Here is a 12,567-nt window from a genome sequence, read left to right as displayed (position 1 = left end):
TGTAGCACTCCAACATCAGCAACTTAATACGCTCTCTCGAAAGATCATCTATTTGATGGTTAGGAACCAAGCCAATCAAGAAGGATGGTCCACTATCTCAAGCATGGACTTCTGTAAGGCAACGGGGTTACCGAGACGCTCCGTAGAATCCATTGTAAAGCACCTTACTAAGACAGCAATGGTAGAGCGTCGCAAGTCAGGCACTCAACATTCCTCTCCGTACCAATATCGTGTAATCAACCCTTAAATCAAGGATACAAACAAATGAAAACTCTAAACCGCAATGACCTTATCGAACTTGCACAAACCACCGGCCGCTCTATTGAAGAAGTAATGCAGATTGCGAAACAAAATGGCTGGAACTATTCAGAGACAACTGAGCCCGCTAAGCGCTTGCGTGGACTTGATAACACTGCTGATGCGCTAGCAATGATGAAACAGGCTAGGGAGCAGACTTTAGCCAACCTGTATAAGAACGATCCAATTGTGCGTGAGAGCCTAAACGCACAGGCCGCTATTGAACAAGCATTCTATAGCCAGTCAAACGACAAACCCAGCAACCTTATTTATGACGGGCAAGGTAATTTCAAAGGTATTAAGCAAAGCATCATCAGTGGCACACAAGCTACCGACAAGAATCAAGCTGACATGATGCGAGCTATCAAGGCAGACATCTACAAACGATTTGGAGTAGAAGAATGAGTTCAAACTATATCTCTGATGGCGAGCGTGAATACCTTGAAAAGCGTAAAGCTGAAGCAGCTGCCATGGAACTGTTTTTTGAGGCCAAGAATAATGAATTAGTAGGAGACATAAAGACCTACAAAGGGATTAACTATCGTATGCATCAAAGGGGCCATTATCAATGCGTTGACCTCCCGCCCCTAAGCGGACTTGATGGATCGTTCACTTCTACCTTTTCGCTACACAAGATAATTGACGACATAGAAAGAATGAAGAAGCTTCCTAAATCTGGAAAGTGAAGCTACTGATTAGCTGGCTGACTACAGCATTCATCATATACGCACTATGCCTCACCCTACTGACACTCTCAAGACTAGTCCTTAGCGTTACTACCTACACCATTTGAAAAGGAATGAATATGACTTCAGACGAAGACTTTATTCTAGTGCCCAACATCATCCCCACTACACGAATCATTGAACCTATAGCTATCAAGCGGGGAGTAGCAAAGCAACTCCTAGCAGCGAAGGGAGATAGCCAGTCTATCTATGCCTTATCACTACAACATAAGCTTTCCCTTCAAGCTGCCGAGTACATCTCACACCTAGAGCTAGTAGAGATTGAGCGATCAAGCAAATACATTGGAGCACTATGAACTCAAAGACAATATTTATAGCTGAAGCCACCCCAGGCAGTGGAAAGACTGAGCAATTCATTAAGCAGCTAGACGCTGATCCTTATAAACGCTACCTGTATGCTGTACCTACCAAGGTACTTACAAAGGATGTGCTCAAGCGCATTCAGGCAATTGGCATCAACCACATCTTAGCCATCAATAGCGACACACATAAGCACGTAACAGACACCGTAGAGTGTGCCTTGCTAGAAGACGAACCCAAGATCCTTATCATTACTCATAAGACCCTGCTTGATCTAGAGCCTTGCTACCTACAAGACTGGATTGTGGTCATTGATGAAGTGCCATCGGTCGCCAACAATCTTACCAGAGACATTGGGGACCATGCGTATACTAACTTCCTTGAGAAATTCATTGATATTGATAGTGACTCGACCAAAGCGTCTATCAAACCTGAAATGAAGAGAGAGGCTAGGAGCACATACGCAGATGTAATTGAAGACAAGGGCATGGCTACCATCACGACCTGTCTAGGCGCTCTTATCAGAGGAAAGGCTGATGTATTCATCAAAACTTTCTTCAATAAAAAGGAAAACAAATGGAAGTGGCAAGTCAGGGTCATTGACTACTTCGACTTGAGTGGTCTCTATGAGAACGCCCTAGAGACACACATCCTAGGTGCTAACGTAACAGGCACCCTAGCCTATCAACACGCCCTTACCCAAGGGTACGCAATGCAAGCGTCTAAATTCACACCAGAGTATCGACGCTATACATTTGCCAGTTACATCTACCCATTGATTGCAGGAAGCAAAGTAAGTAAGACCATGCTACTTACACTTCCTGATGGGAGCGTATCTGAAGAGTGGAATGATAAGGTCTATGGGCATACGCTACTACGTGACGTCTTAGAATACGTAAAGGGTGAATCAATCCTAGTACAGGTACACGAATGGTGTAAGTTCCCCTTTGATGAATACCCAAACGTCATACGCATCCCTTTTGACGCTAGAGGATTGAATGGCTACTCAGATGTCTATCATACGCTCTCAATGATTCATGGAAATCCTAATCCTATTGACGACCAGAACAATACAGAAATGCTAGACAAGATGAACATCTCATTAACCACTGGCAAGCAAGCATTGCGCAATGAGCGATACAGAGAACTTATATTTCAAGCAGCTACAAGGAGTAGCATTAGGACTTTCAAGAATATTAGACCTACTGTTCACTTTGTACCTACTGAGGAAGCCGGTCGACATTTAGCGTTTGATCTCAAAGGATGTAACCACATCCTGAAGGACCTAACCAGAGAACCACCTATCTCCGCTTACAGCAATAAGCTTGATTCTAAAATAACCACTGCTAAGGAGCTTTCAGCCGAAGGGCTGTCAGCAAGGAAAATTGCTACCCTTATGGAAGTAAGCAATAGAACTGTTAGCCTTTGGTTGAAGCAAACTGTGTAATTTACCTTAAAGATACTCTAAGGAGTTTTACACACTTTCATCAGGTATATCCGCCCCACGGGCGGGACGCCTTCGGCAAAGAGCACGCATTAAAGAGAGAATCAAAAGCGGACTATCTAGCAGTATACTTGTTCTTGATCTTTCTTTATTGCGTATGCCACTCCGTGGCGTGCTCTTGCTTCTGCTGTCACGCAGTGACTCCTGCTGAAAGCCTTTTACTCCCCTTATATTATACAAGAGAACATAATGGACATTACAGGTAAACAAAAGAAAGATTATATAGAAACCTTTTCCCATGCTGATTTAGCAAAGAAACTGGGAGTCAGTCTTACAGCGCTAGACTCACAAGCTGAATCACTAGGATGGAAAGAAGAACATCGACTCTATTGGTTCGATAAGTCAGTGGAGATACTGAAACAAGAGTTAATCAATGGGAACGTGTCAGCCGTCAAGGAGATGCTGAAGCTAACTGGTGCAACCAGACCAGTAGGTAGGCCACGTAAGTTAGACGTAGAACATCACATTGCTGTCCAGGCTAAGATTGCTGAAGAATGGGATAGCGATATACACAGAATGAGCGTTGTAAAATAGAATTATTTATTTAGAAAGGTAGGAGGCATTGACTTCTGGTGTCATTGACCACATTAAAAATGGTGAACAATAGACATAGCTAGCGCAAGGTGAGCGTAACGCTCGATTCTAGGAGATTCCTAGATGCCCCTTTGGGGTGCTCAATGCGTTGCCACATTGGCCGTTCTTCACAGGGGCTTACGCCTACTGTGTCTGATAGTTCAGCTACCAGTAACCTGCCCCTCAAACTAGGCCATCGGGGTAATGCCTACACCTCTTCGCTGGTGCATAGCGGGCGACTTCTACAAACCATCGTCGCTTTGTAAGCAGAGAATTCATTCAGCAACTACACCACTTAAGGTTCCGCCACAGAATTACCAACCCTACCCCGCCCCACTCACTGGGACATACCGTTCAGCGTCTGCTAGGCCCGTTTGCCTTATTAGCGCATAAAAATGACACAACACTTAACGCCCGTCAACAGATTTTATATCTCTATTTCTTGACAACATCAACCCTCACCACAACCAACTCTACATCCTTAGTCAAAGCCAACACTTTTTTGACTTCGGATATTAAGTCTGCCGTTGAGATTCTCGCATACCCTTCAGCATTAGGAGTGGAGATTGAGGCTGACTCAACTACAGAAAACGCTTCATCGGAATAACATCCCACTTTAGTTTCTAGCGCCCTTAGCACAAATGGAAACGAGAAGTCTTTTCCAGAGAGGATATTGTTGCTATTGCCATTACGCCAACCTTCCAAAGTCACAGTAACGCTGGCAACTCGACTCAACGTGTAATTAGAAATGCTGATTGCGATAGGGTACCCCGGACTACATGAGTCACCAGCACCCCCATCCCCATGCAATGAAGCCTTAACACGAACACCTGAAGCCATGTATAGCGCTCCAAGTATTGCCGAAACTAAAACCAGAAAGGCTAATGCTCGTTTAAGCAGCAGAGAATCCATTCCACCCTCCGCACATGATGGCAAAAAAGCATCTTGCTTTATCCTAGGGATTTCTTCCAGAAACTTTCTAGGTGCATTGCAGTAGAAGGAAGCCAGCCCCATACCCCCTGCTCTCCCCCTCGACCTGCTCACCCACAACCTCAAACGATGGGCATAGCCATGTCAGTAAAAATCAACACAGGGTTGGTCTGTTAGCGTTCATGCCGATAGGCGTCTCTCGCCTCACAGCAGGCACGTAGCTCAGTTGGTTAGCTGGCCGGCCCTTGTGAGGCACGAACAATGGGCAAGGGAGTGAGCTTGCGAACGTACCACCACCTAGACAAGAAAGTGCTTAGGCCATACGTATCAATAGGTTAGGGAGAGTCATGCACACTATTTGCTGTGCACAAGGAGAGAGATTAAATCCGTGCACATTGCTTGCTGTGCACAAAGGCACTAAATTGTGCACGTTTTCGCATAGCAAAAAAGGGCCCACCTTTCGGTGAGCCCTTCTAGACCGCCCAGCAGAGCGGATTTTGTTTGGTAGGCGCGATTGGACTCGAACCAACGACCCCCACCATGTCAAGGTGGTGCTCTAACCAACTGAGCTACGTGCCTGCTGTGAGGCGGCATTCTACGGAATTCCGGAGGGGTGTCAACACCTTTTTTCGAGCTAACCCTATGAATATGCAAAATATTTAATTTTGCGGCTACGAAGAAGATTTTCCGGCGGCTGGCGGTCGATTTTTAACTCGAGTAGGATCGTTGCACTCGTAAAATATATTAAACAGAGGCAGCAGAATGGCGAACATTCCGTACCCAGAGTCCTATTACGCCGCATCGGCCAATGCGGCTCCGCCGCGGCCGGCTCTGCAGGGTGATGTAGAGACTGATGTCTGCGTGATCGGCGCCGGCTACACCGGTCTGTCCTCTGCCCTGTTTCTGCTAGAGAACGGTTTTAAGGTAACGGTACTGGAAGCGGCCAAGGTGGGTTTTGGCGCTTCGGGCCGTAACGGTGGTCAGATCGTCAACAGCTATAGCCGCGATATCGATGTGATCGAGCGCAGCGTCGGCCCCAAGCAGGCACAGTTGTTGGGGCAGATGGCGTTCGAGGGTGGGCGGATCATTCGCGAGCGGGTCGCCAAATATAATATCCAGTGCGACTTGAAGGACGGTGGGGTGTTCGCGGCCATCACTGCCAAGCAGATGGGCCATCTCGAATCCCAGAAGCGACTGTGGGAACGTTTTGGTAATACGCAGCTTGAACTGTTGGATCAGCGTCGCATCCGTGAAGTCGTGAACTGTGACCAGTACGTCGGCGGCATGCTCGACATGAGTGGCGGGCACATTCATCCGCTCAATCTGGCGCTGGGCGAAGCCGATGCCATTGAGTCACTGGGCGGCACTATTTATGAACAATCGCCAGCGGTGCGCATCGAGCGCGGCGCGAACCCGATGGTGCATACACCACAAGGCAAGGTCAGGGCCAAATTCGTTATCGTCGCCGGGAATGCTTACCTGGGCAACCTGGTGCCGGAACTGGCGGCCAAGTCGATGCCCTGCGGGACTCAAGTCATCACCACCGCACCGTTGGGCGGGGAATTGGCGAACAGCCTGCTGCCGCAGGATTACTGTGTCGAGGACTGTAATTACTTGCTCGACTACTACCGCCTGACGAGCGACAAGCGCCTGATCTTCGGCGGCGGTGTGGTGTATGGCGCGCGGGATCCGGCGAACATTGAGGCGATCATTCGGCCGAAGATGCTCAAGGCGTTCCCACAGCTCAAGGATGTGAAAATTGACTACGCATGGACCGGTAATTTCCTGCTGACCCTGTCGCGTCTCCCACAAGTCGGACGACTGGGCGACAACGTCTACTACTCCCAAGGCTGCAGTGGTCATGGCGTCACTTACACGCACCTGGCAGGCAAGGTGCTGGCCGAAGCGCTGCGAGGTCAGGCCGAGCGTTTCGACGCGTTTGCCCACCTGCCCCATTACCCTTTCCCCGGCGGACAATTGCTGCGCACACCGTTCGCGGCGTTGGGCGCCTGGTATTACGGGCTACGGGACAAGTTCGGATACTGATACAAAAAAGGGACCGCTGAATGCGGTCCCTTTTTGTATCAGCCTGGCAAGGACAGCACTATTCCCTGTGGTAGTGAGCCTGCTCGCGATTGCGGTGTGTCAGCCTATGAAGCACTGACTTGAAGACCGCTATCGCCGGCAAGCCGGTCTCGCTCCCACAGGGGGATAGTGGTTAGAGCCGGTCTCGTGCGATGCCGCTACGAATTCGCAGAATGTCGGCGAGTACGGCAAGTGCAATCTCGGCAGGTGTCTTGCTGCCCAGGTTCAAACCGATGGGCGCGTGAATCCGCGCCAGCTCGGCCTCGCCCAAACCACCAATCCTGCGTAAACGCTCGAAGCGTTTTTGCGACGTCTGCACGGAACCCATCACACCGATGTAAAACGCGTCGGTGCGCACTGCTTCCATCATCGCCAGATCATCAATGCGCGGATCGTGGGTCAATGCCACCACTGCTGTGTCGCTGTGACAACCGCCGTCAGCAATGAACACCGAAGGCAGTTGACGACGAATCTCGACGTTTTCCAGCACCACGCCTTCCAGCACCTCGTCACGCGGGTCGCACAGAATCACTTCGAAACCCAGCCCGACGGCAAACTCTGCACACGCCTGAGCAACTGAGGAATACCCCGCCAACAACAAGCGTTGCGCTGCGCCGATCCGAACGCGCACCCGATCAATCTCACGCTCGATTCGCACACCCTGCTCGCGATCATCGAACAGGCTGCGCGCGCCGCTGGCCAGATCGACCTCGCGAATCAGCCGACGCTGCCCTGACAGCGCCGACTCCAGTTCCCGCAGATGCGCCTGAACCTCGCAAACCGGTTCAAGCTTCTCCACCAGCACATCGAGCACGCCGCCACAGGGCAGACTCACCCGGGAGCGCGGATCGTCGCCCTCGCCATAACGAACAACGCTGACCGCTTCAAGAAACGCCCCCTCGGCGACCCGTTCGAGAAAATCCTCCTCGACACAGCCGCCCGACAGCGAACCGATCCATTGCCCGTCGGCGTTCACCGCCAGCAGCGAACCCGGCGCACGAGGCGCCGAGCCGTAGGTGGCGAGCACCGTGCAGAGCCAGAGGCGCTGGCCGGCCGTCGACCACTCCAGCGCCCGGCGCACCACTTGCAGATCGAGATGCTGCATGTCAGTGCGCCTTGTGCTCGAGCGGCGGCGCATCGGCACGCAACGTCTGCACAGCGTTCACCGCCAAATCACCCGGCTGACCACCCCAGCTTTGACGCAGGTAGTTCAGCAGATCAGTGAGCTGCTCGTGACTGAGCTTCTCAGCGAACCCTGGCATCGGCTGCATGTGTTCGAATCCGGAAAACTTCTGCTCACCGATACCGTCATCAATCACCCGCACCAGATTTCGCGGATCTTCCAGGCGCAGCGTGGTATTGCCGCGCATGGCCACAGCGATGTGCGGCTTACCGTCCCCACCAACCTCATGACAACCGGCGCAGACGTTGAGGTATTCCTGACGGCCACGCTGGGCACTTGCAGTGAGTTTGTCGAACGGTACGTCAGTCAGCACTTTCGCCGCTGGTGGTTGATCGCCCAGCAGGTAAGTCGCCATCGCCGCCAGATCCGGGTCAGTCAGGCCCTGGGTGCTGTTGTGGAACACCGGGAACATCTCGTTGAACATCGTGCCCTGAGCGCTCATGCCGTGCTTGAGGAATGAACTCAGGTCTTGATGGTTCCAGCCGCGAGCCGCCAGGTCATCGGCTAACAGGCTAGGTGCCAGATAGCCATTGAGCACGCCGCCGGTCATGCGCTTGTCCTGCTGCATCGCACCCGGCAAACCGCGCGGGGTGTGGCATTCGCCGCAGTGCCCCAGCACGTCGACCATGTACTGGCCACGTTTGAAGGCTTCGCTTTTACCCTCGGTCGGCGTCAGCTTCACATCCTTGCCATAAAGCATGTTCCAGCCCATCAGGCCCAGACGCACGTTGAAGGGGAAGCTCAGGCTGGTAACCGGCGCCGCACGCTCGATCGGCTCGAACGTTTTCAGGTACGCGTGAATCGCATCGGAGTCGTCGCGTGGTATCAGGTGATACGAGGTGTACGGCATGGCCGGGTACAGGTTGGCGCCATCACGGCGCTTGCCTTCGGTCAGCGCGGCGAAAAATTCGTCATCGTTGTAGAGGCCGATGCCGTGCTCCTTGCTCGGGGTGATGTTGGTGCCGTAGATCGTGCCAAACGGCGAGACAATCGGCAGACCACCCGCGTACGGCGCGCCACCCGGCGCGGTGTGGCAAGCCATGCAGTCAGCGGCACGAGCGAGGTATTCGCCGCGCTTGACCTGATCGTCAGCATGAGCCAGCAACACCGGCGCACTCAGGCCAACCGCCAATGCCAGGCGGGAAAGTAGTTGCTTCATGCTTAACCCTCCTTGACCAGGCCGAGATCGGTCAGCACATTGCGCGTCGCGCTGTAGTAACGCACGTAGCCGGTGCAGCGGCAGATGTGGTGACCGAGGCTGTCCTCGATGACTTTTTCCAGCTGGCTTTTGACGATGGGCTGACGTTGCAGCCTTTCCACCAACACAGTCGCGGCATTCACGAAACCCGGCGCGCAGTAGCTGCACTGGAAGGCGAATTCGTCGACGAAACGCTGCTGGATCGGGTTCAGCTCAGTGACTTTGCCCTGCTCGTCGCGTTTCGCATGGCCTTCGATGGTGCGTACTTTTTTGCCTTCAAAGTAATGCGCGCCGGTGATGCAGGTGCGCACTTCTTCGCTGGTGCCGTCCGGGTTATCGACGATCACCACGCACGCATGGCAAATACCCTGTCCGCAACCCAAACGCGAGCCAGTGAGGTTTTTGTATTCGTGCAGGTAATCGATCATCGGCAGGTCATCAGGGATGTCCACCGGGCCGACAGTTTGACCGTTGAGGGTCAGTTGGAGCGGACGGTTAGCCATTGAGGGCCTCCTTGATGCGTGCAGAAGTGATAGGCAGGTCGCGGACCCGTTTGCCAATGGCGTGTGCCACGGCGTTACCGATGGCACCGACCACCGGGATCATCACCACTTCGGCAATGCCCTTCGATGGATCGCTCGGCGACAGCGGCGGCAGGATTTCAGACGTCTGCTTCCAGACCGCCACATGACGCGCCATCGGCAAACGGTAACGGTTGAAGTTCCAGTCACCCTCCCCCGGCCCGCCTTCGTACAGCGGCATCTCTTCCATCAACGCGTGACCAATGCCCATGGCGATCCCGCCCTCGATCTGGCCCTTGACCAGCTCTTCCACCAGCACCCGACCGCACTCGACCCATGAATGATGGTTGAGCACTTGCACTTCGGCCGAGCCTTTGTTGACTTTCAGTTCCACCAGCGTCGCGACCGGGCTGTAGTAAGTCACTGCCGCGTTGTTCAGCTGAGTGTCGGGGTAATGCACGTTCTGGCGATCCAGCAGATGGAAACCGGCGCTGTTCATCTGCGCCTTTTTCACGCTTGGAGCGCCGTCACCGTACTTGACCGCCAGGCCATCGAGCGGCAGACGTTCGCGCACGCCGTCGATGCTGAACTCGGCAACGGCCCAGCTCCAGCGGTTGAAACCGTGCACGGTTGCGCCAGTGACCAGACCACGCTCGTGGGCGTGCTTGGCCAGTTGCTCAAAGCTCAGTGGCTGCATGCCGTTGGCGGTGAGTTTGCCGTCGACCCAATGCGCATCTTCGCGACGCACCACATAAGGGTTGGCCGCACCACCATAAGGACCCTGACTCCAGATCTGCATCGCCGCCGGCCACAAGCCGTGGTTGAACAGCACGCGCGCCGCTTCACGGGTGGCGTGGCTGAAGTAGTAGGCCGAGTTGGTCGCAGACGAAGCCGAGGCGATCTTGCCGACCCAGCGAGGATTGCGCAGAAAACCGTCTTGCTCGGCCTGACTCATGATGTAAGGGTTGCCGCCACTGATCAGCTGCAACTCTTTCCATTCGGTCTCGCCGGTCTTCACTTCTGTCGCCGCAACGCCGAGGAAGTCCGCTACGACCAACGCTTGTGAGGTGGACATGCCAGTGCCAAGTTCGATACCGATGTGACGCAGGGTGACGTGCCCTTGCGCGGTGAACTCAATGCTCGCCATCGGCGCTTCGGAACCGGTGCCGAAGTCTTTCTGGCTAATCGCGAAACCAACGCCGTACCAGTTATCCGGATCCTGCGCTTCGCGCTGCTTTTTGATCGCGTCGCGGTTTTTCCAGACGTCGTGAACAGCAGCCTTGTCGAGAATCTCGTGCAAGCGCAACGCACCCGCCGGCACCGCGCCCTGGGTGTTTTTCATGCCTGAGACCATGGCGTTTTTCTTGCGCAGGTCAATGGCATCGATGCCGAGGCGATCGGCAATTTCATCGACCATCATCTCGGTGGACGCCATGCTTTGCAGCGTGCCGTAACCTCGCATTGAGCCGGCTTCAACGGCGCGAGAATGATAGGCCGTGACCTGCAAATCGTTCTGCGGCATGTAGTAGATCGACTGCGCGGCCGTGGCGCCAACTGCCGCTACGGATGGGCTGTAGTTGACCCGGCCACCGCCGTCGACACTCATTTCGGCGCGGAAAATCTTGAAGCTGTGATCGTTCTTGTCTACCGCCAATTGGTAGCGGATGTCGAACGGGTGACGCTTGATGCCGCTCTGGAACTGCTCGTAGCGATCGTTGGCCAGACGCACTGGCACACCGGCCCCATACAACGCCGCGAGGGCTGCGTAGTAGACGAAAATGTTGTGGTCTTTGGAGCCGTAGCCGACGGTGTAACCCGGGTGCATGTTCAGGTGCGCCAGGCCGAAACGCGACGGGGCGATCATTTTCGCGGTTTCAGTCGCGGTTTCCAGCGGACACTGGGTGGCCACGACGAAATGCAGGGTCTTGGTCGCCGGGTCGTACCAGCCGTTGCCGTTGTCCGGCTCCAACGCGGCCGGCTCGATCGACGGGGTTTTGTAACGCTCGTCGAACACCAGCCAGTTGTCCGGTGGGGTGTCGATCTGTTGCTTCATGCGATCGGCGTAGAACAATCCGCGCTCGGTAAGGTTGCCGTGCAGGTTGGGCTGGGAATTCCACACCGGGCGACGGTTTTTCAGCATCGGGAACAGGATCGAGTCCTTGAGGCTGGCGAATTCATCTTCGTCCGCCGAGGTCGCACCGCCTACACGCACATAGCGGAAGCTGCCGTAGGGATCGCCTTCGTAGAACGGCACTTGGGCACCGTAACGAATAGCTTTGTCATTGAATTTGAGTTTGGCCTTGGCCTGACGGAAACGCTCGAAGTCGTTCCAGATCAGGATCGCCACCGGGTGACCGATGAACATAGGCACCTTGCCTTCCGGCAACAGCGGATCTGGCGCGTGTTCCTCCGGAAAGGCGATGCCGTCTTTCTCCAGGTCAGCAGCGGTGACGATGCGGTCAGGCTGCAACTCGGCGCCGAGCCACGCCAGGTCCATGCCCGCGTAGATGCGATCGGCCTTGATGGTTTTCAGCAGCATGGCGTGGCCTTGCTGCTGCGGCCAGCCCGGCATGTCCTTGGCGCGGATGTCGCGGGCAAAGACTTTGCTGCCGCAGACTTTCGACAAGGCATCGTTACGCGAGCGCGCCTTGCCGTTGTTGCCGAGCCATTGCTCGGACGGCACGGTCACGCTGTTTTCCATCAAGGCGGCAAGCGCCTGACTGCTGAGCGGTGTGAGCGTCACGCTCACACCTGCCACCAGCCCGCCCTGAAGGAACGAACGCCGGGATATATCACGGTTGGACATGGATCATCCTCTGAGCGGTTAGGAACCCGCCCTTTTGATTATGTACTGGGAATCTCGAGTCGTGCAGAAACCCTTATTGACGAAACAAAGGGCTGAAATAACAGTGCAAAGCTGACCGAAAGGTTAAGTTTATAGGCTTATGCGCTCGCGGCAAACAGCCCAATACAAAAAACTGACCAGCGAATCAAAATATTGTGATTTTTTATGGCACGGATAGAGGAGTTCCGCGGGGGAAAGGTATTCAGGGAAGGCCCGGCAACGGCGAGAGGATGAAAAGCCAAATTTCAGACACAAAAAACCCCGGCCTTTCGACCAGGGTCTTTGCTATCGACTCGAAGTAAACACCGGTATAACCAGCAGTTTTCTTCGTAGCTCCAAGGCGTTCAGTGGGCCTTGTAGCAGATATGGCGCAGCGGACGGGACT

General features: G+C 54.0%; 11 protein-coding genes and 1 tRNA gene. 5 read left to right on the top strand and 7 right to left on the bottom strand.

The annotated features are described in order from the left end of the window. The first annotated feature begins 264 nt into the window (after positions 1 to 264). From PMI22_RS12760 to PMI22_RS12780, 4 genes are all read left to right on the top strand, one after another. Complete coding sequence (locus tag PMI22_RS12760; protein ID WP_007946397.1) at positions 265 to 702, top strand: hypothetical protein; 438 nt, start codon at positions 265 to 267, stop codon at positions 700 to 702. Then, the gene (locus tag PMI22_RS12765; protein ID WP_007946395.1) at positions 699 to 983 is read left to right on the top strand and encodes a hypothetical protein; all 285 of its coding nucleotides are present in this window, start codon (positions 699 to 701) and stop codon (positions 981 to 983) included. The genes PMI22_RS12760 and PMI22_RS12765 overlap by 4 nt, the downstream gene beginning before the upstream one ends. Positions 984 to 1,335: 352 nt before the next feature. Next, positions 1,336 to 2,790: a DEAD/DEAH box helicase gene (locus PMI22_RS12775; protein ID WP_007946393.1), complete on the top strand. Its 1,455-nt coding sequence runs from the start codon at positions 1,336 to 1,338 to the stop codon at positions 2,788 to 2,790. Between the two features lie 246 nt (positions 2,791 to 3,036). Continuing rightward, positions 3,037 to 3,381, top strand: a complete 345-nt coding sequence (locus PMI22_RS12780) for a hypothetical protein (RefSeq protein ID WP_007946392.1) — start codon at positions 3,037 to 3,039, stop codon at positions 3,379 to 3,381. 474 nt (positions 3,382 to 3,855) lie between these two features. On the opposite strand, the gene PMI22_RS31395 is transcribed toward PMI22_RS12780, so the two are convergent. Both PMI22_RS31395 and PMI22_RS12785 read right to left on the bottom strand, forming a co-directional pair. Then, the gene (locus PMI22_RS31395; RefSeq protein ID WP_007946390.1) at positions 3,856 to 4,434 is read right to left on the bottom strand and encodes a hypothetical protein; all 579 of its coding nucleotides are present in this window, start codon (positions 4,432 to 4,434) and stop codon (positions 3,856 to 3,858) included. A 418-nt stretch (positions 4,435 to 4,852) separates the two neighbouring features. After that, positions 4,853 to 4,929: transfer RNA gene (locus PMI22_RS12785), tRNA-Val, on the bottom strand. Positions 4,930 to 5,112: 183 nt separating this feature from the next. Between PMI22_RS12785 and PMI22_RS12790 the strand changes: the two genes are divergently transcribed. Continuing rightward, a complete protein-coding gene (locus PMI22_RS12790) occupies positions 5,113 to 6,396 on the top strand; it encodes an NAD(P)/FAD-dependent oxidoreductase (protein WP_007946389.1) in 1,284 nt (427 codons plus the stop codon). 172 nt (positions 6,397 to 6,568) lie between these two features. On the opposite strand, the gene PMI22_RS12795 is transcribed toward PMI22_RS12790, so the two are convergent. The 5 genes from PMI22_RS12795 to PMI22_RS32035 all read right to left on the bottom strand — a co-directional run. Beyond that, complete coding sequence (locus PMI22_RS12795; RefSeq protein ID WP_007946388.1) at positions 6,569 to 7,540, bottom strand: XdhC family protein; 972 nt, start codon at positions 7,538 to 7,540, stop codon at positions 6,569 to 6,571. Between the two features lies 1 nt (position 7,541). Beyond that, positions 7,542 to 8,777: a c-type cytochrome gene (locus PMI22_RS12800; protein ID WP_007946387.1), complete on the bottom strand. Its 1,236-nt coding sequence runs from the start codon at positions 8,775 to 8,777 to the stop codon at positions 7,542 to 7,544. A gap of 2 nt (positions 8,778 to 8,779) precedes the next feature. Further along, positions 8,780 to 9,319: a (2Fe-2S)-binding protein gene (locus PMI22_RS12805; protein WP_007946386.1), complete on the bottom strand. Its 540-nt coding sequence runs from the start codon at positions 9,317 to 9,319 to the stop codon at positions 8,780 to 8,782. Beyond that, positions 9,312 to 12,143 carry a xanthine dehydrogenase family protein molybdopterin-binding subunit gene (locus PMI22_RS12810; protein ID WP_007946385.1) on the bottom strand — a complete coding sequence of 944 codons (2,832 nt, stop codon included), beginning with the start codon at positions 12,141 to 12,143 and terminating at the stop codon, positions 9,312 to 9,314. Before PMI22_RS12810 ends, PMI22_RS12805 begins: the two co-directional genes overlap by 8 nt. Before the next feature lie 241 nt (positions 12,144 to 12,384). Next, positions 12,385 to 12,567 (bottom strand): hypothetical protein (locus tag PMI22_RS32035; protein WP_238543961.1); only part of this gene is annotated, 183 nt, incomplete at its 5' end.

This window comes from Pseudomonas sp. GM21 (assembly GCF_000282215.1).
GTDB lineage: Bacteria > Pseudomonadota > Gammaproteobacteria > Pseudomonadales > Pseudomonadaceae > Aquipseudomonas.
This window is presented reverse-complemented; position numbering and strand designations above follow the sequence as displayed.